Consider the following 18,101-nt stretch of genomic DNA (forward strand, 5'->3'; position numbering starts at 1 on the left):
TCCTGGGCGAGGGCGGGGGACGCGAGCGAAACGAGCAGTGCCAGGGACCAGTGGCGCATGGAACCTCCGTGGGCGGCGGAGCCTAGCAGAGGACCGCGGGCGGGGCCCGGCGTCCGTGCGAGCAGGCGGCTTCAACACAGTCCTCGCATGTGGGGGCGGAGGTTGGTATGGGGGCGCCCCGATGCCCAAGCGTACCGATATCCGCAAGGTTCTGGTGATTGGCTCGGGTCCGATTGTCATCGGGCAAGCCGTCGAGTTCGACTACTCCGGTACACAAGCCATCAAGGCACTCCGGGATGAAGGCGTGGAGGTGGTGCTGCTCAACAGCAACCCCGCCACCGTGATGACGGACCCTGAGTTCGCGCATCGCACCTACATCGAACCGATTACGGTGGAGGCGGCGGAGCGCATCCTCGCCTCGGAGCGACCGGACTCACTCCTTCCCACCATGGGTGGCCAGACTGCGCTCAACCTCGCCAAGGCGCTGGCGGAGCAGGGCATCCTGGAGAAGTACGGCGTGCGCCTCATCGGCGCGTCCCTGGACGCCATCAACAAGGCCGAGGACCGCCAGCTCTTCAAGGCGGCCATGCAGAAGATTGGCGTGGCCCTGCCCAAGAGCGGCTACGCGACGACGCTGGACCAGGCGATGAGCCTGGTGGAGGACATCGGCTTCCCGGCCATCATCCGCCCGTCCTTCACGCTGGGTGGCACCGGCGGTGGCATCGCGTACAACCGCGAGGAGTTCGAGACCATCTGCCGCTCGGGCCTGAAGGCCAGCCCCACCACCACCATCCTGGTGGAGGAGAGCGTGCTGGGCTGGAAGGAGTACGAACTCGAGGTGGTCCGCGACACGGCGGACAACGTCATCATCGTCTGCTCCATTGAAAACCTGGACCCCATGGGCGTGCACACCGGTGACTCCATCACCGTGGCGCCCGCGCAGACGCTGACGGACCGCGAGTACCAGCGGATGCGGCAGGCGTCGCTGGCCATCATCCGGGAGATTGGCGTCGAAACGGGTGGCTCCAACATCCAGTTCGGCATCAACCCGAAGGACGGCCGCATGGTCGTCATCGAGATGAACCCGCGCGTGTCGCGCTCCAGCGCGCTGGCGTCGAAGGCGACGGGCTACCCCATCGCGAAGATCGCCGCGAAGCTGGCGCTGGGCTACACGCTGGATGAGCTGCGCAACGACATCACCCGCGACACGCCGGCCTCCTTCGAGCCGACGCTGGACTACGTGGTGGTGAAGGTGCCGCGCTTCAACTTCGAGAAGTTCCCGCACGCGGACCGGACGCTGACCACGAGCATGCGCTCGGTGGGCGAGGTGATGGCCATTGGCCGCACCTTCCCGGAGGCGTACATGAAGGCGCTGCGCTCCATGGAGCTGGGCCGCGTGGGCCTGGAGTCCCCGGAGCTGCCGGCGGAGAAGGAGGAGCGGGAGAAGGTGCTGCGCGAGGCGCTGCGCATCCCTCGCCCGGAGCGTCCCTGGTTCGTGGCCCAGGCCTTCCGCGAAGGCATGACGGTGGAGGACGTGCACGCGCTCTCCGCCATCGACCCCTGGTTCCTTCGCTACATCCAGATGCTGGTGAACGAGGCGCAGTCGCTCCAGGAGTACGGGCGGCTGGACCAGCTTCCGGACGAGGTGCTCCGGCAGGCCAAGGCGCACGGCTTCTCCGACAAGTATCTGGGCCGGCTGCTCGGCTACCCGGCGGAAGAGGTGCGGGCGCACCGGCACGCGCGCAACATCCGGCCCGTCTACAAGCGGGTGGACACCTGCGCCGCGGAGTTCGAGGCGTACACGCCCTACCTGTACTCCACCTACGAGGAGGAGGACGAGGCGCCGCCCACGGACCGGCAGAAGGTGCTCATCCTGGGCAGCGGCCCCATCCGCATCGGCCAGGGCATCGAGTTCGACTACGCGTGCGTCCACGCCGCCTTCGCGCTGCGCGAGGCCGGGTACGAGACGGTGATGGTCAACTGCAACCCGGAGACGGTGTCCACCGACTATGACACGTCGGACCGCCTCTACTTCGAGCCGTTGACCATCGAGGATGTGCTCGAGGTGTCCCAGCGCGAGAAGCCGGTGGGCGCCATCGTCCAGTTTGGCGGCCAGACGCCGCTGCGCATCTCCGTGCCGCTGGAGAAGGCGGGCCTGCCCATCCTGGGCACGTCGCCGGACGCCATCGACCGCGCGGAGGACCGGGAGCGCTTCGCCGCGCTCATCGAGAAGCTGGGCCTGAAGCAGCCGGAGAACGGCGTCGCGCGCAGCCACGCGGAGGCCTTCAAGGTGGCCGAGCGCATTGGCTACCCCGTCATGGTGCGGCCCTCCTACGTGCTGGGCGGCCGGGCCATGGAGACCGTCTACGACGTGGCCAGCCTGGAGCGGTACATGCGCGAGGCGGTGAGCGCATCGCCCGAGCACCCGGTGCTCATCGACCGCTTCCTGAAGGAAGCCATCGAGGTGGACCTGGACCTGGTGGCGGACCGCACCGGCGCGGTGATGATTGGCGGCGTGCTGGAGCACATCCAGGAGGCGGGCGTGCACTCCGGTGACGCCGCGGCCACGCTGCCGCCGCACTCGCTGTCGCCGGACCTGGTGGAGCGGATGAAGGACCAGGCCATCGCCCTGGCGCGCGAGTTGGGCGTGGTGGGCCTGATGAACGTGCAGTTCGCCATCCAGGGGAAGACCATCTACATCCTGGAAGTGAATCCGCGCGCGAGCCGCACGGTGCCCTTCATCTCCAAGGCCACCGGCGTGGCGATGGCGAAGATCGCCGCGCTCTGCATGGTGGGCAAGACGCTCAAGGAGCTGGGCGTCACGCAGGAGCCGGAGTTCAAGCACGTGGCGGTGAAGGAGAGCGTGTTCCCCTTCGCGCGCTTCGCGGGCGTGGACGTCATCCTCGGGCCGGAGATGAAGTCCACCGGCGAAGTGATGGGCCTGGCGAACGACTACGCGTCCGCCTTCGCCAAGAGCCAGCTCGCCGCGGGCGTGAAGCTGCCCAAGAGCGGCAAGGTGTTCATCTCCGTCAAGGATGACGACAAGCCGGCGGTGGTGGACCTGGCGCGGCGCCTGCGGAGCATGGGCTTCTCCCTCGTCGTCACCTCCGGTACGCACACCTACCTGGCGACGAAGGGCATCGAGGCGCAGGTGGTGCAGAAGGTGACGGAGGGCCGCCCGAACATCGTCGACAAGATTGTCGACGGCGAAATCGTGCTGGTCATCAACACCACCTTCGGCAAGCAGGAGATCGCCGACAGCTTCTCCATCCGCCGCGAGTCGCTGATGCACTCGGTGCCGTACTACACGACGGTGCAGGCGGCGCGGATGGCGGTGGGCGCGCTGGAGTCGCTCAAGTGCACGGAACTGGAAGTGAAGCCGCTCCAGGAGTACCTGGGCATCAACGCGGCGCCCCCGGGCACGCGGCGCTGAAACGCAGCGCTCGCTGGACGTGAGTCATGCGGCCCCGCTCCTCCTGGGAGTGGGGCCGTCTGCGTTTCCGGGCCGCCTCAGGCCGGTTGGTCCGTCACGAAGCCGCGCCAGTTGCGCATGTAGTTCACGAAGACGTCGGACAGGCCCTCGGCGTTGAGCGTGGTGGGGGACAGCGGCGGCACCTGGAGCGCGTCGCCTCGCTGCACGCGGCGCGGCCAGTCATGGTTCGCGATGGCCGCTCGGCCCACGGCCACGGCATCCGCCCCGCGCGCGAGCTGGGCCTCTGCCTCCTCGCGCGTGCGCACCTCGCCCGCGACCACGATGCGGACACCGGTGCCCACGGCCTGCCGGAAGAGCGGCGTCGCGTGCTGGTCCGGCCGCTTCAGGGTGTTGTGGGCCGCCTTCCACAGGGACAGGTGGAGGATGTCCACGCCCTCGCGCGTGAGCATGCGCGCGACCTCCAGCGACTCGTCCAGGTCCAGGCCCCTGGCCTGCCTCGCGTCCTCCGGCGACAGGCGCACGGCGAGGACCAGGGAGGGCGCCGCGCGCCGCACCGCGCGGACTGTCTCCTGAAGGAGGCGCCAGCGGTTCTCCAGCGAGCCGCCCCATCGGTCCTGCCGGCGGTTGAAGACGGTGCTCAGGAACTGCGAGAATAGGTAGCCGTGCGCCCCATGGAGTTCCACGGCGTCGAACCCCGCCTCGGCGCAGCGGCGCGCCGCGTTCGCGAAGGCCGCGATGACGCCCTCGATGTCGGCCTCGGTGGCTTCGCGGCAGTGGAGGCCGTCCGCGTCATACGCGCTGGCGCTCCACACCTCGCGCTGGCTGACCTCGGCGTTGGCGCGAAGTCCTCCGTGGAAGAGCTGCGCGGAGAGCAGGGCGCCCCCTTCATGGATGCGCGCGGCCATTCGCTTCAGTCCGGGCAGCATCGCGTCGTCGTGAACGCCCAGCTCGCCCGGCCACGTCTTGCCGTCCTGGGAAACGTAGGCGGCGCACGTCTCCACCATGCCGAACCCGCCATCGGCGCGCATCGCGAGGAAGCGAAGCTCCGCGTCGGAGAGCGTGCCATCGGGATGGCTCTGGGTGTTCGTCAGGGGCGCCAGCCAGATGCGGTTGGGCGCGATGACACTCTTTCGGAGCTCGAGGGGCGCGAACAGGTCGGTCATGACGGCATCTCGCTTTCGATGTGGGCGGGTCCATTCGCTCGGGCTGATGGGGGCGCCAGGCCGCTTGCCGTGCCGCGCGGCGGCCTGCTTCCCCTTGACGTCAATGTCGCCCTGTGAGCCGGACTCGAGGCGCGGGGTATAACCTGCGCCTCGGGGCTCCGCATGGCCTCGTTCGAAAGCAGGGGCCGAGGGCAAAGCGTGGCTGGACGCCCGCGGACCCTGGCGGCTACGGTTCGCGCCGAGCTGTTGCCCCCCTTCGCCCGTGTCCATCTCCGCGACCGAGGAGAGCCGTTCATGCCGTCCCAGGCTGCCCCCGACTTCGACATTTCTTCCGTGGACGTGGAGGGGTTTCACCGTGAGTTGAAGGCGCTTCGTGAGCAACTGGACGCATCGCTGGGCGAGGCGGATGCGGCGCACCTCCGGAAGATTGAGCGCTGGGGTCGGGCGGCGACCGCGCTGGGTGCGGCGACCTGCTGGCTGGCGCCGAACCCGCTCAGCGCGGCGGCGCTCAGTGTCGGGCGGTCCACGCGTTGGCTGCTGATGCACCATGTGGGGCATCGGGGCTACGACCGAGTGCCGGGGCTTCCGGCGTCTCGCACGGGTAAGGGCTTCGCGAAGGGGAGCCGCCGCTATCTGGACTGGCTCGACTGGATGCTGCCGGAGGCCTGGGTGTTCGAGCACAACGTGCTCCACCACTCGCACACTGGAGAGGATGCGGACCCCGACCTCCTGGAGCGCAACGCGGAGGGGACGCTGCGCAACCCGGAGCGTTCGCTGGCGCTGCGGTACGTGCAGCTCTCGCTGCTCGCGCTGACGTGGCGGGCCAGCTACTACGCGCCGGAGACGCTCAGTTCGCTGCGCCGCAAGGGCCGGCGCAAGGGTGGGGAGCTGACGCGCGAGGAGCTGAAGGAGCTGCTGCTGAGCTGCTATCTGCCGTATTCGGCCGTGCAGTTCGGGCTCTTCCCGGCGCTCTACCTGGTGTTGGGGCCGTGGGCGTCGTTCAGCGCGTTCTGCAACTCCGTGATGGCGGACATCCTCACCAGCCTGCACACGTTCCTGGTGGTGGGGCCGAACCACACGGGCGAGGACTTGTACCGGTTCGACTCGAAGCCGGAGAGCCGTGGCGAGCGCTACGTGCAGCAGGTGATTGGCAGCGCGAACTACCGCACGGGCGGGGACCTGAACGACTTCGCCCACCTGTGGCTGAACTACCAGATTGAGCACCACATCTGGCCGGACCTGCCGATGCTGAAGTACCGCGAGGTGCAGCCGCAGGTGAAGGCGCTTTGCGAGAAGTACGGCATCCCCTACGTGCAGGAGAGCGTCTGGACCCGCGCGAAGAAGATGGTGGACGTCGTGGTGGGCAAGACGTCCATGCGGAAGCTCGCGCCGAAGCGCCCGGCCCAGGATGCCGGAGTGGCCGCTGTGCCTGCTCCCGCGGCGTGAGGCAGGGACGTTCGGCTACTCGGTGTAGGCTGCGAGGTTCGCCAGGGTCGAGGTCAGTCCCTCGATGTGGTCTTCCTGGCGAATGCCTTCGGGCACGTCTTCACAGGTGACGGTGACGCGGGTTCCCCCGGCGACGGGCGTCAGCGTCCAGGTCATGGTCATCGTGCCCGCGTAGGCGGGGTCATCCGATTCGAACTCGAATCGCTGCACGATGCGTTCGTTGGGGACGAGCTCCACGAAGAGGCCCTCGACGACGTCCTCGTGCGCGGAGGTCTTCCCGGGCGCGGTGTGGTCCGCATTGTCGTAGGAGAGTGTCATCCGGTACGTCCCGCCCGCGCGTGGCTCGAACGCGTGGATGTGGCCCTTCATGCCTTCCGGTGGGAGCCAGGTCGCCACGGCCTCGGGCTCCACGAAGGCCCGGTAGAGGGCTCCTGGCGAGGCCGCGATGACTCGCGACGCCGTGTCGATTCTCTTCCCAGGGCCTGTCGTGTTCGTCACGGGGGCATCCTGTTCGTGGGCGGTGCGGCCTACGCGCGCCGCGTGGTTCGTGTCAGCGTCTTCCGTGGTGGAGCTTCGGCGGCGTCGTGCCGGACGGCCTCGACATCCACCACGCGCGAGCCATCTGGCGGAACCGGTGGGCCCAGCGTCACCACGAGCACTCGGTAGGACTCCTCCAGCCGCTTGTGCAGCTTGGAGAAGATCAGTTGGGCGGTGCCGGGCATGTCCTCGGTGTACGTGAAGTACCAGCGCAGCTCATCCAGGCGGCCGTAGAAGTGGTCCACCACGGCTTGTTCCTGCTCGGGCAGGTGGATGAGCTGGTCGAACGCGCCGTCGGCGTACCGTGACGCGATGGTGCCCAGGAGCGGTTCGCGGCTGCGCAGGCGGGAGAAGAGGGCGAACATCTCATCCCGGCGGGCATCGAGCCTGCGCATGATGCCCGCGGCGTCCATCGCGAGCAGGTTTCGGACGCGGGAGGCCATTTCATCGGCCTTCTTGCGACGAGCCATGGCGCGTCAGCCTAGCATCAGTAGACGCGCAACAAGTGGGACCGGATGGGGCTGTTCCGCCCGTGCTTGCAAATCGTCAAGGCGTACCCGGCTCCAGCTGCGAATCCCACCAGCGTGGAGCGTCATCAATCGGATTGTCCGGCGAAGGGAAGTAGAAGGGGATTCCCCATCGCTCATGCGCAATCTGGCCAAGTTCCTCTGCGATTTCTTTTCCGGACCAGGATGGGACGCTCCCCTGGATGAACCGCATGTCCCCAGATTCTCCGCGCATGGTGACCAAGCGGACGCTCGTGAACCGCGGATGCTCCCTAGACGCTCCGGGCAAAATCGCTTCGAGCGTGAGGAGCCAACCCGTCGAGTCTCCATCCCAAATTGCCTCCACGGCACAGGGCGGACGGGCCAACTGGGACAGATTCTCCAGCCCCTGCGTGCGCCAAGAAGAAGGAGACGTCTCCCTCTCTTTCCTTGCCGTTTCCTCCGCACGAAATCGAGGGTGGAGTTCCATCAGCGCTTCGGTGCGATGTGTGATCCACTCGAGTGCATCGTGGAGACCACAGCGCGTTCGCTCCTTGAAGAGCTTGATAGCAAGGATGAACTGCCCGTCTAGAAGGAGCGCATCCGCAGCTTCGAGCACATCTTCCGGAACAGGCTTGCTCAACGTGTCGGTCACGCCGAGGAGCTTCTCGCCGACGGTCGCGAGGCGCAAGGCATGGACACTCTTCATGTCGGACACTGCTTCGCCCATGACCTGCTGTACGTGCAGCCGCGCTGATGAGCGCCCGTGATCTCGCATCAGTAGACGCGCAACAAGTGGGACCGGCACACGAACCGTGGGTTGCGGAAGTCGATGACCTCGATTTCGCCCGTCGTCTCCTCGAAGCGTCCGGCCAGGATGCCAGCAGCGCTCGTCGCGGCGATGTACCAGGCGTCCTGTCCCTTCAGTTCCTTGAGCTTGCGCAGGTACACGACGCGGCCTTCCACGGCCCACAAGGTATGGATGCCGTCGGCTCGGACACCTCGCGCGCCAGCGGGTGGCGCAGCGAGCTTCGCAAGTGACGCCGGAATGGCGTTCAGGACGTAGGCGTCGTAGGCCGGGTTGCCACTCAGCGAGATGAGCTTCGCATCGCGCAGGGTGCCATCCACCTCCTGCGTCAGCTCCAGCGTCACGACGAGCTTCGAGCCGCCACCGGTGGCCAGATGTTGGAGCTCCTGACCCGCTTGGGCCAAGAGGCGCGGGCGCTCCATGGAGTCGTCTCCGGCGCGCTGCTGGAGGTCGTAGAGCTGTTCGGTCGTGGTGGGCGCCTTCGGCGGTGGGCCGTCTCCTGGGTTGCCAGCCGCACCGAAGCTGCTGGCTCGGGAAGCCCAGGCGGTCCCTGCCTGATTCACCAGGCTGGTTCCTGGGAATACCGGCGCATCTTCGAGGCCCTTCTCAAGCGCCTCTCGAAGGCGGCTGAAATACGGGTCGATGAGACCGTTGGCGACGCGAAGCTGGGCCTGATTGTCGACGATGAATTCCTCCACACGCCCCGCGACGATGGCCTCCTCCTGCGCGGCGAGCTGCTCACGGGAAGGTGCCGGGTCGCCAGGGCGCAACGTGCGTCCACTCGGTGTCCTTGGACCGGCGAGTGGCGCTCCTCCTGGCACCAGGAACGAGGGCAGGGACTCGGCGCCAACGTGGAGTTGTTGCGGCCTGCGCGGGGCGTCCGGCGGCGATGCGGTGGTTTCCGGCGCAGCACCCGTGTCGGGTGCGTCGGGAGGTGCCGGGGATGGCGCTGCGACGAGGCCATCCCCGGCCGGTGTCTTTCTCACCCGCTTTCCCTTGGGACGAGGCGTGGACGCCGAGGGTGCAGGCTGCCTCGGGAGAGGTGGGGGCGTCAGCACAGGTGGCGTGGTGACGATGTCCACCGCGAGCGGCTTCGACGTGACGGCCCGGCGAGGTGCACGCTCCGGCGGGTCGACAGACCCGAGCAGCAAGAGCAGCCCCACGTGGATGACGAGCGATACCAGCGCGGCCCCGCCGAGTCGTCGCATCCTCCGCATCTCGACTCTCACGCTCCCTGGGACGGGGTCTCCACGTCCTACCAGCATACCCAGCACGGACCTTGGCCTGGACACGCCTACGTCCCGCTGTGCGCGCCATTGCGTGCAGTCCCCATCAGGACATGGGGTGCGACCGTGCGGTGTCCAACGCAATGACTCACTGCGACAAGCGATTCCTTTACCGCCGTCTGTCTCGCGCGTCGGTTACGCTCAGTGCTTCGAGGCCACCATGAACAACGCTCCTGATGATGGCTTTCCGGCTGACCAGCGCTTGCTGCGGAGACCGGGTAGAACGATGCCAGACGCGCTCCGGCAGTTCGTCGCGGAGACCTGGGTCTTCCGCAGGCAGGAGGAACTGGAGGCGGGGCTGCGCTTCGCCCGATTGGCGGGAGCGCTCGAGCAACTGGCCACGCCCGAAACGCTGGTGGAACTCGCGAGCCGCGCTGCGGAGGACGAACGGCGCCACGCGGGCATGTGCGAGCTGATGGCGCGCACCTACGGACAAAAGGTAATGCCCCCCGTTCCCCTGGTGGCGCGGGAGACTGCCCCGCAAGCCCTCGGCTTCCGTGAGCGCGTGCTCTACGAAGTCGTCGCCGCCTGCTGCATCTCAGAGACGGAGAGCACGGCCGGGTTGACCTCGGTGCTGGCCGTGGACGGACCACCCCGGGTGCGCGCGGTGCTTCGAGACATCCTTCGGGACGAGGTCGCGCACAGCCGGTTGGGGTGGGGCTACCTCGCGCATGCAGCCAAATCGGGCTCCGTGGCGTTCCTGTCGCCGTACCTGCCTGAGATGCTGGAGGAGAGCGTGTCGCCCAGGCTCTTCGCGAAGGGCCTGTCCGATGCGGAGGGTTCCATGCTCCTGGCGCACGGCGTGTTGCCGCATGAGCGGAAGCTCGAGGTGTTCGTCCAGGCCCTGCACGACGTCGTCTTTCCCGGGCTGGAACGGTGCGGAGTGGACACCACTCCCGGACGGCAGTGGGTGGAGCATTGTCGCCGGTCAGGAGCGTAGCGGGCCCTGCTACGCTGGCGGCATGGTGCTCAAGATTGTCCAGGCAGGGGACCCGGTGCTGCGTCGGAAGGCGCGCGATTTGACGCCGGAGGAGATTGCCAGCCCGGAGACGGCGCGGCTCATCGAGCAGATGCGCGACACGATGCGGGACGCACCCGGCGTCGGGCTGGCGGCGCCCCAGGTGGGCGTGGGCCTGCGAGTCGTCGTCATCGAGGACCGGCCCGAGTATCAGGCCGGCCTCTCGGAGAGCGAGCGGGCGGCGCGAGGACGGAAGCCCGTTCCCTTCCACGTGCTCATCAATCCCAGGCTGGTGGTGGAGGACGCGGCACCCGCGGAGTTCCACGAAGGGTGTCTGAGTGTGTCGGGCTTCGCGGCCCTGGTGCCCCGCGCCTGCGCCGTGCGCGTGGATGCACTCGATGAGCACGGCCAGCCCGTGACGGTCCAGGCCCGGGGCTGGTACGCGCGCATTCTCCAACACGAGCTGGACCACCTGGACGGCACGCTCTACGTGGACCGGATGGAGACACGGAGCTTCACCACCGCGGAGAACCATCGCCGGTACCAGGCGGGGCGCAGCACCGAGGAGCTGCGCGCCGAGCTGGGGCTGCCAGTGCCCGACAAGGGGTAGGGCACGACGTCTTTCGCGTCAGCCTTCGCGGCCGTGCGCCGCGGCCTTCAACTGGGCCGTGTCGACGCGGACGAAGATGGAATCACCCACCGCGGTCAGCGTCTCGCCCGCGAAGACTTCGCAGAGGACTCGGCTCTTGCGTCCGACTTCGCCCTCGACGCGTGCACGGAGGGTGAGCGGGACGCCCATGGGCGTGGGTTTGATGAACTTCACGCCCAGGCTTCCGGTGACGCATTCGATGGCCGGCGAGCTGCCAGGTGAGCGGCCCTCGGCGCGGTAGTGGTACGCCATGGCCGTCCAGTTCGAGTGACAGTCGACCAGCATGGCAATCAGACCGCCGTAGACGAGCTCCGGCCAGCCGCTGTACCGGGCATCGGGCGTGTGGCGTGCCACCACGTGGATGCCGTCCTCATCCCAGTAGCTTTGGATGTGCAGGCCGTGAGGGTTCTTGGTGCCGCAGCCGTAGCAGATGCCTTCTGGCGCGACGACTTCTTGGAGAGATGAGGTTTCCATGTGGGGCCCTGACTGCAAGGGAGGCGCAACGATGCGCACATCCTGGCCCAGCAGGGGCCTTTCGTCGCGTGTCTCGTCCATGCCCAGGATAGTGTCCGTGTCGATGCTCACTGAAGTCCAGGCAGGTCCCTACACCGTCCGAGGCGTGTCCGTGGGCGGCGTGTACACGTCGCTCCAGGTCCCCGAACTGGACGTAGTGCTCGACGTGGGGCTACCCATTCGCTCCTTCTGTGGCTCGGACCGCATCTTCTTGAGCCACGCGCACCCGGACCATGCCAGCGGGCTCGGCTCGCTGCTCGGCATCCGTCGGCTCATCGGCAAGGGGGCACCCCAGGTCTTCCTGCCCGCGGAGATCGAGGAGAACGTCCAGGCGTCGCTCGCCGTGATGTCGCGGCTGCACCACACCTCCATGGAGGTGCACACCGTGCCGATGTTGCCAGGGGACGTGCGGCCCCTGGGGCAAGGTCTGTTCGTTCGCGCATTCCGGACGCATCACCCGGTGCCGTCGCTCGGCTACCAGTTCTTTCGCCGTGTCGCGAAGCTCCGGCTCGAGCACCAGTCACTCCCGCCTCAGGAAATCGCCAGGCGGCGGCAAGCAGGCGAAGCGCTCTTCGACGAAGTGGAGCGGCTGGAGTTGGCCTATGCCACCGATACCCTGTCCCGCGTCCTGGACACGGAGCCAGGCCTCTTCGACTCGCGCGTGCTCATCCTCGAGTGCACCTTCGTCGACGCGCGCCACTCCGTGCAGGACGCTCAGGCGAAGGCGCATCTCCACGTGGACGAACTCCTCGCGCGCGCGGACCAGTTCCGCAACGAGGCCCTGGTCCTGATGCACTTCAGCCAGGCGCTTCCTCCTGAATCCGTCCACGCCACGTTGCGCGCGCGACTGCCGCCGTCGCTGGCCGAACGCGTCCGCGTCTTCGCTCCCGAAGCGGGCCGTTGGTTCGGGTGAGCCGTGCCCGTGAAGTACGTGTCAGAGCGCCAGACCCCGTATGGCAACTCCGCGGCGGTGGTGCAGCAGTGACCTCCCGTCACTGTGTTGCACATGAATCGCGACTCGCCACGGCATACCTGTTAAAGCGCGGCGCATGAGCACGTCATCGCCCAGGCATGTTCTCGTGGCTGGGGCTGGAATTGGTGGACTCACGCTGGCTTGCGCGCTTCGGCGCGCGGGCCTCTCCGTCACTGTCTTCGAGCGCTCCGACGCCTTGAAATGGGTGGGCGCGGGCCTCACGGTTCAGATGAACGCCTCGGCGGCCCTGCGCCGCATCGGCCTGTGTGACGAGGTGGCCCAGGCCGGTGCGTGTCCCACGGACAGCGCGATTCTGAAGCCGTCGGGTTCGGCGCTCACGCGGCTTCCGGTGACTCGGATTCAGGAGGAGCTGGGGCTGCCTCTGGTGTGTGTCCACAGGGCGCGGCTCCAGTCCGTGCTGATGGCCCATGCCGGGGAGGAGAACGTCCGGCTGGGGCTCACCGTGACGGCGTTTCACGACGATGGCCAGACGGTGACGGTGCGGTTGTCGGACGGCAGCTCGGTGACGGGCGATGCGCTGGTGGGGGCGGACGGGCTGCGCTCGGTGGTGCGTGGGGCGCTGCTGGGCGACGCGCCGCTGCGCTATTCGGGCTACACGAGCTGGCGGGGCGTGTGCCCAGACGTCCCGAGCGCGACGCCGGGACTTGTTTCAGAGACGTGGGGGCGTGGGGCGCGCTTCGGTGTGGTGCCCATTGGCTTCGGGCAAACGTACTGGTTCGCCACGCAGAATGCTCCGGCCGGAGAGCAGGATGCCCCCGGGGAGACACGGGCCCGGTTGCAGTCCCTCTTCGGCGGGTGGCACGCGCCCATCGCGGACCTGATTGCCGCGACGGACGAAGCGAACATCATCCGCACGGACATCCACGACCGGCCGCCTGCCAGCCGCTGGAGCCGGGGCCGGGTGACTTTGTTGGGAGACGCCGCGCACCCGATGACGCCCAACATGGGGCAGGGCGGGTGTCAGGCCATCGAGGATGCCGTGGTGCTGGCCGAGCTGCTGGCCGGGGAGGGCCCCGTGGACGCGGCGCTGGCGGCCTACGAGCAACGTCGGCTCGGGCGTGCCAACAGCTTCGTGACGCGTTCATGGAGCCTGGGGCGCGTGGCCCAGTGGGAGAGTTCAGCGGGGCGCTTCATTCGTAATGCGCTCTTCCAACTCGTGCCTCAAGGGTTCGCCGCCCGGCAGGTCCGAGCGTTGGTGCGCGACGCCGAGTAGGGCTCTCGAGGAGCGGTTTCTAGAGGTCCAGTCCAAGCAACGCCCCCGCGAACGGGCCGTCGAGCGAAACCGTGAATGCGGCCGCATCAGGAGCCGGCTGCAGCCCGTCCGCCTGTTCGAAGTAGCGCGTATAGCCCCCATGGACGCGCGCATGCACGTAGCGACTCAGCTTGACCTGGATCGCAGCCAGTCCGCCCGCGCCGAAGGCCCACTTGCGCATGCGGCCCTCGTAGAAGTTGTTCCCGCCAATGGGGGTGTAGCCCGGCTCCCCTGGCTGCACCTGACCAATCTGCCCCGTGGGCAATGAGACCTCCGCCGCGCTGCCGAACGCGCTCACCCCGAGCGTCACGTTTCGTGTCAGCGAGAACCGCTTCTCCAGCCCCGGCCGCAGCGCCAGTACCTGGACGTCACCACCCGCCAGGTACCAGTCGATGCCGTTCGTCCACCACCAGTCGCTCCGTTCGGAGCCACGGACGAGGTTGAAGTGGAGTCCGCCGGAAAGGCGCGCGGCTCCGCTTCGGGCGTTCACCGTCTTCACCCGTGAACGCAGCGTTGGCACCTCCGTCGCGGGATGCCGCATCGGAGACAGCGTCCCGCCGACCTCCACCGCGAGCTGTGGCGGCGGGAGCGTCGCTTCCTGCTCTGGGGGCGGCTCTGCTCCCAGGGCTGGAGAGGACAGGCAGGCAGACATCAGCAAGCCGATGGTGGACACCGCGCGAGTGATGCACATGGGGCTTCCTCCCGGGGGGATGAATGCTTCCGCCGGAACCATGGTGGAAGTCCCGGCCCCCCAGGGCTGTTTCGCGGTGGAACCCGGGCCTGCTCAGAGCCCGGCCACCTTCGCCGCGCTCGTCACCACGTAGTCCATCGCCAGCTCCTGCTGCGAGCGGGGCGACGCCGTCAGCTCGAAGCGGACGATGCCATCCTCGCTGACGCGCGCGGGCGCGGGCTTCGTGCTCTCCCTCTGCAACTGGATTTCCACCGACTCCACCTCGGAGACGGGAATCCGCTCCTCGATGGCCACCGGCACCGACTTCGCGCCCATGTTGGAGAGGAACAGTCGCACCTTGTGCGTCGTCACCTTGCGGCCGGTGAGCCGGCTGGTCTCCCGTCCCACGTCCTCCGTTCGTGCCACGCGCAGCGCGTCCTCGCTGCCGAAGCCCAGCTTCACGCGCTCGCCCTTGCCGGTGAAACGCAGCTGCGCACGCCCCACATAGCCGTGAGTGCGCACCAGCTTCACGGGGCCCGCGAGCAACACCGTGGGGCCCGTGTTGTCGAACCGGGCCACCCGGTGCACCAGGGGGGACTGCTCCGGCATGGCCACCAGCTCGGAGGCAGCGGGCGCGGTGAACTGGAACAGGGGCACGCGGTAGGGCTCGCCGTCCGGTGGCACGCTGGCCCGATGCGGGGCCGTCACCGTCAGCGGTTCACCTCCGTCGTCCATGCCCGGTAGCGCATCGTCCCGTCGGGCAGCGCCGGCCTCGCCCGCGGTCTGGATGACCTCCTCACGGATGGCCACCTCCACCACCTGCTTCTCGCGCTCCGTCTTGTCCCGCAGCCACAGCCGGTCCTCCTGGAGCCGCGGCGGCGTGGCGCCCAGCGTGGGGCGCGCGGTGGAGAACGCCAGCTCCACGTCCTTCCACTCCTCACCGGTGCGCTGCCAGACGACGGCCTCGCACTCCAGTGTGACGGACTCACCGGAGGCTTCGCGGGACAGCGTTGCGCGGTAGGACGGCCGCCAGGCCGTGCAGGGCACCAGGTACGTGACGGACAGCGTGGCGGGCCCGCCCGTGGGGTGGCCCACCTCCAGCTCGGCCTGGGTGTCGACCGTTGGCTCCAGGAGCTCGACAGCCGTCTGCGAGGCCCGTGCTTCGTCGAACTGTTCCCGCAGTCGCAGCGTCCGGCGCTCAGCCTCTCGGAGCGCCGAGTCCGCCGACAGTTGCTCGCGGCGCACCGTCTCCAACTGCTCCCGCCACGTCTCCGGCCGCGACTGTCCGGCGCCTGCCTGCTCGGAGATGGCGCGGTGGACATCGGCGCGCGCGGTGTCCAACAGCCGCAGCCGCGCCGCCAGCCGGGTTTCGTCCGCGACCACGCGCCGGAGCTCCTGCTCCAGCTCCGCGACGCGCTTTCCGAGCGCCGTGCGGTGTTCGCGCTCGGCCTCGGGTGGTTGCGGCTTCGTCGCCCGGCGGATGCGTGCCTGGGAGATGGTGCCACCCGCGACCTTCGCCTGGAGCGAGCGGTCCACGGCGAGCGGGGACAGTCCCTGGATGACCAGTCGCTGCGTTCCCACGGACAGGGGAATCTCCCCCCGCCGCTCGACGAGCGCCCGGTCCTCGAGGACGGTGACCTTGACCACGGGCAGGATGAAAGGGGTGCCCATCATGTCCTCCGGTTGCCGCCGCCGAGCATCTTGTTGCCCGGAATCTTGACCGTCCATGTCGCCTTCAGCGTCTGCGCTTCACCTGGCTGGAGCACCACGCGCCACGCCCGCTCGCCCTCCACCTTCGCTTCACCGGGCAAGGGCAGGCGCTTCTGCCAGAGCGGGGCCACTTCCAATTCCTCCACCTTGATGTCCTTCTCCGTATTGACGGGAACGGTGGGCACGCGCTCGCACACCTCGACCAGGACGCGATTGCTGAGCCGGTTGGCCAGCTCCACCGACACGTGGTGCGTCAGCATCGTCGAGCCGCCGAACATGCCGCCCATGGCCTCGTCGAACCGCGTGTTGCGCGCGACCTTGATGGATTCCTCCACACCGAGCCCCAGCCGCTGCGTCGAGCCCGGGGCCATGGTGGGCAGGGGGGACGTCATCAGGAACTCGTTCTCCAGCGTGACGTCCACGGGACCCGCCAGCAGCGGATACGGCGTCCGGTTCTCCACGCGCACCGTGCGGAACGCACGCGACTCCACGGAGGGGACGCAGACGTATTCCGCGGACAGCCCCACTGGCACGGACAACACCGGCACGGTGTGCCACGCTCCATCCGAAGGCACGTCCGCGCGCGTCTCTACATCGAAGCGCGCATCGAAGTGAGGCGAGGACGTGCGTGGCGGCTGGGACCACGCCGGCGCGGGGGCCGCCCATATGGAAGAGGTCTCCTGCAGACTCAGGGCGACTCGCACGGTGATGTCGATCTGCGCGTGGACCTCCGCCAGGGCCACCAGCTCCTGGGTGACGTGCCCGGGGCGCGGTTGCAGCCTGCCACGCGCGCCCTGGTCATCCGCGGGCGGCATGGTCAGGCGGTCGTAGTCCAACAATGCGTCGGAGGGCTCCTGCCTCGGAGGTGTTCGCTCGCCGCCACCACCACCACCGCCCAGCGAGGCGGTATCCATGCTGAGCCCGTCTGCGTCATCGTCGAATGAACTCTCGGGCGCCTCCTCGAGTTCGGCCGGAGGTGGCGGTCGGCGCGCGCGCGACATCAAGCCACCGCCTCGCGCTCGCGCTCGCGATGTCGTCTCCTCGTCCTCGGGGGCAGCGGCACTGGGACGCATCGGAGCACTTCGAGGGGCCGCCGCCGGCGGAGGCGGTGGCGCGGCCGCTTCCGGCATGGCGAAGTCGGGCTTGGGCGCGATGGGCACGGCACTGCGCTTGTTCTTCTGGGGCTGCTCGAGGCCGGCGGGCATGGGCTCGGGTTCGGCTAGGAGCTCAGGCTGAACCGGCGTGGGCGACCGCGTGGCGTCGTAGCCCGCGAACAGCTCATCGAGCCCCGGTGGCGCCTCCCTCCAGCCCGAACGCGCGGGAGCCGGTTGATGGCGGCCAATGCGCAGCGCCTTCAGCTCGGGGACTTCCGCATGCCGGGCGAGGTCCGCGGTGGAGACGGCGAGCTTCACCCCCGTCCAGTCCTCGCCGGTGCGCTGGAGCACGGAGGCGCGCATGCGCAGCGTTCCCTCTTCCAGCGTTCGCGGCAGGCGCAAGTCGTAGGTGGGCACCCAGCGCGCCCCCTGGACGGCGTATTCGAGCGCGAGCCGCGCCCCCGGATCCGCGGGAAGGGGGCCCGACAGCGTCAGCACGACCGCGCGGTACACGCGGGCGCGCTGGCCTCGCACGGACGAAGAGGCTTCGGCGACGCGGTTGCGCCGCAAGCGCAGCTCGGCTTCGGCGTCACGCTGCTGCCGCTCCAGGTCCAGCTTCCGCGAATGGAGCGCGGCGAGCTCGGTGTCCACGAAGGACATGAGCGACAGCATCGCGGACACGGGGGCGTCCCGGGGCTCCTGCGCTTCCTTCGGCCGGGGCGGAAACCCGGGGGACAGCTTCGACAGCGCATCCAGTTCCTGACCCACGCGCGCGAGCTGTTGGGTGAGGTCGGAGAGGCGGTGCTCGGCTTCCTCCAAGGCGCGGTGCTCCGCGGGCACGTCGACTTCTGGCGGAAGCTGGACGTCATAGGTGGGACGAAGGTCGCGCACGGCGAGTCCCGACGGGCCGTGCACCACGGACGCCCGGAGCGAGCCGGGTTGCAACGACAGGGGCAGTCCATTGATTCGCACCTGCGTGGGCAACATCCCTCCCGCCGTGGGAATCGTGGCGACCCGCGTACAAAGCGCCCCCTCCGCGTGGACGGTGACGGCTTCGAGGTTCGATGTGACGACGAGCATGGCTGCTCACCGTAATCGAGGTG

Annotated in this window: 15 protein-coding genes; 6 read left to right on the plus strand and 9 right to left on the minus strand. The window is 68.5% G+C overall.

Annotation, left to right across the window (positions count from 1 at the left end; translation table 11 throughout):
• The first annotated feature begins 181 nt into the window (after positions 1 to 181).
• Complete coding sequence (gene carB, locus FMQ63_RS16655) at positions 182 to 3,433, plus strand: carbamoyl-phosphate synthase large subunit (protein WP_011553421.1); 3,252 nt, start codon at positions 182 to 184, stop codon at positions 3,431 to 3,433.
• A gap of 77 nt (positions 3,434 to 3,510) precedes the next feature.
• Here carB and FMQ63_RS16660 read toward each other — a convergent pair whose 3' ends face one another.
• Entirely contained in the window at positions 3,511 to 4,596 is a 1,086-nt protein-coding gene (locus tag FMQ63_RS16660) for an NADH:flavin oxidoreductase (protein WP_011553422.1), read from the minus strand.
• 294 nt (positions 4,597 to 4,890) lie between these two features.
• Here FMQ63_RS16660 and FMQ63_RS16665 point away from each other — a divergent pair, with 294 nt between their 5' ends.
• Positions 4,891 to 6,042, plus strand: coding sequence for a fatty acid desaturase (locus tag FMQ63_RS16665; RefSeq protein WP_011553423.1), 1,152 nt, complete (start codon positions 4,891 to 4,893; stop codon positions 6,040 to 6,042).
• 15 nt (positions 6,043 to 6,057) lie between these two features.
• Here FMQ63_RS16665 and FMQ63_RS16670 read toward each other — a convergent pair whose 3' ends face one another.
• The 4 genes from FMQ63_RS16670 to FMQ63_RS16685 form a co-directional block, all read right to left on the minus strand.
• Positions 6,058 to 6,540: an SRPBCC family protein gene (locus FMQ63_RS16670; protein ID WP_011553424.1), complete on the minus strand. Its 483-nt coding sequence runs from the start codon at positions 6,538 to 6,540 to the stop codon at positions 6,058 to 6,060.
• Between the two features lie 29 nt (positions 6,541 to 6,569).
• Positions 6,570 to 7,049: a hypothetical protein gene (locus FMQ63_RS16675; protein ID WP_011553425.1), complete on the minus strand. Its 480-nt coding sequence runs from the start codon at positions 7,047 to 7,049 to the stop codon at positions 6,570 to 6,572.
• A gap of 76 nt (positions 7,050 to 7,125) precedes the next feature.
• Positions 7,126 to 7,794, minus strand: a complete 669-nt coding sequence (locus FMQ63_RS16680) for a hypothetical protein (RefSeq protein ID WP_225909247.1) — start codon at positions 7,792 to 7,794, stop codon at positions 7,126 to 7,128.
• A gap of 47 nt (positions 7,795 to 7,841) precedes the next feature.
• Positions 7,842 to 8,642, minus strand: a complete 801-nt coding sequence (locus FMQ63_RS16685; RefSeq protein ID WP_020478761.1) for a TonB C-terminal domain-containing protein — start codon at positions 8,640 to 8,642, stop codon at positions 7,842 to 7,844.
• Between the two features lie 742 nt (positions 8,643 to 9,384).
• Here FMQ63_RS16685 and FMQ63_RS16690 point away from each other — a divergent pair.
• Positions 9,385 to 10,098, plus strand: a complete 714-nt coding sequence (locus tag FMQ63_RS16690) for a ferritin-like domain-containing protein (protein WP_225909249.1) — start codon at positions 9,385 to 9,387, stop codon at positions 10,096 to 10,098.
• Between the two features lie 22 nt (positions 10,099 to 10,120).
• Positions 10,121 to 10,726 (plus strand): peptide deformylase, encoded by a 606-nt coding sequence (gene def / locus FMQ63_RS16695; protein WP_011553428.1) that lies wholly within the window; start codon positions 10,121 to 10,123, stop codon positions 10,724 to 10,726.
• 18 nt (positions 10,727 to 10,744) lie between these two features.
• On the opposite strand, the gene FMQ63_RS16700 is transcribed toward def, so the two are convergent.
• Complete coding sequence (locus tag FMQ63_RS16700; protein ID WP_011553429.1) at positions 10,745 to 11,239, minus strand: PaaI family thioesterase; 495 nt, start codon at positions 11,237 to 11,239, stop codon at positions 10,745 to 10,747.
• Between the two features lie 103 nt (positions 11,240 to 11,342).
• On the opposite strand from FMQ63_RS16700, the gene FMQ63_RS16705 reads away from it, so the two are divergent.
• Entirely contained in the window at positions 11,343 to 12,191 is an 849-nt protein-coding gene (locus FMQ63_RS16705) for an MBL fold metallo-hydrolase (RefSeq protein ID WP_026114009.1), read from the plus strand.
• Between the two features lie 166 nt (positions 12,192 to 12,357).
• Complete coding sequence (locus FMQ63_RS16710) at positions 12,358 to 13,485, plus strand: FAD-dependent monooxygenase (RefSeq protein WP_231405820.1); 1,128 nt, start codon at positions 12,358 to 12,360, stop codon at positions 13,483 to 13,485.
• A 19-nt stretch (positions 13,486 to 13,504) separates the two neighbouring features.
• On the opposite strand, the gene FMQ63_RS16715 is transcribed toward FMQ63_RS16710, so the two are convergent.
• The 3 genes from FMQ63_RS16715 to FMQ63_RS16725 form a co-directional block, all read right to left on the minus strand.
• A complete protein-coding gene (locus tag FMQ63_RS16715; RefSeq protein ID WP_225909250.1) occupies positions 13,505 to 14,215 on the minus strand; it encodes a hypothetical protein in 711 nt (236 codons plus the stop codon).
• A 93-nt stretch (positions 14,216 to 14,308) separates the two neighbouring features.
• Positions 14,309 to 15,865, minus strand: a complete 1,557-nt coding sequence (locus FMQ63_RS16720; protein ID WP_020478762.1) for a mucoidy inhibitor MuiA family protein — start codon at positions 15,863 to 15,865, stop codon at positions 14,309 to 14,311.
• Complete coding sequence (locus FMQ63_RS16725; RefSeq protein WP_011553434.1) at positions 15,865 to 18,078, minus strand: DUF4139 domain-containing protein; 2,214 nt, start codon at positions 18,076 to 18,078, stop codon at positions 15,865 to 15,867. Before FMQ63_RS16725 ends, FMQ63_RS16720 begins: the two co-directional genes overlap by 1 nt.
• Between the last annotated feature and the right edge of the window lie 23 nt (positions 18,079 to 18,101).

Source organism: Myxococcus sp. CA005, from assembly GCF_006518205.1.
Taxonomy (GTDB): domain Bacteria; phylum Myxococcota; class Myxococcia; order Myxococcales; family Myxococcaceae; genus Myxococcus; species Myxococcus xanthus.

Excerpts from the sequence above, each read along its gene's own strand:
- FMQ63_RS16700 (WP_011553429.1), bottom strand. The coding sequence starts at position 11,239 with ATGGAAACCTCATCTCTCCAAGAAGTCGTCGCGCCAGAAGGCATCTGC.
- def (WP_011553428.1), top strand. The coding sequence starts at position 10,121 with ATGGTGCTCAAGATTGTCCAGGCAGGGGACCCGGTGCTGCGTCGGAAG.
- FMQ63_RS16715 (WP_225909250.1), bottom strand. The coding sequence starts at position 14,215 with ATGTGCATCACTCGCGCGGTGTCCACCATCGGCTTGCTGATGTCTGCC.
- FMQ63_RS16725 (WP_011553434.1), bottom strand. The coding sequence starts at position 18,078 with ATGCTCGTCGTCACATCGAACCTCGAAGCCGTCACCGTCCACGCGGAG.
- FMQ63_RS16660 (WP_011553422.1), bottom strand. The coding sequence starts at position 4,596 with ATGACCGACCTGTTCGCGCCCCTCGAGCTCCGAAAGAGTGTCATCGCG.
- FMQ63_RS16665 (WP_011553423.1), top strand. The coding sequence starts at position 4,891 with ATGCCGTCCCAGGCTGCCCCCGACTTCGACATTTCTTCCGTGGACGTG.
- FMQ63_RS16720 (WP_020478762.1), bottom strand. The coding sequence starts at position 15,865 with ATGGGCACCCCTTTCATCCTGCCCGTGGTCAAGGTCACCGTCCTCGAG.
- carB (WP_011553421.1), top strand. The coding sequence starts at position 182 with ATGCCCAAGCGTACCGATATCCGCAAGGTTCTGGTGATTGGCTCGGGT.
- FMQ63_RS16690 (WP_225909249.1), top strand. The coding sequence starts at position 9,385 with ATGCCAGACGCGCTCCGGCAGTTCGTCGCGGAGACCTGGGTCTTCCGC.
- FMQ63_RS16675 (WP_011553425.1), bottom strand. The coding sequence starts at position 7,049 with ATGGCTCGTCGCAAGAAGGCCGATGAAATGGCCTCCCGCGTCCGAAAC.
- FMQ63_RS16705 (WP_026114009.1), top strand. The coding sequence starts at position 11,343 with ATGCTCACTGAAGTCCAGGCAGGTCCCTACACCGTCCGAGGCGTGTCC.
- FMQ63_RS16680 (WP_225909247.1), bottom strand. The coding sequence starts at position 7,794 with ATGGGCGAAGCAGTGTCCGACATGAAGAGTGTCCATGCCTTGCGCCTC.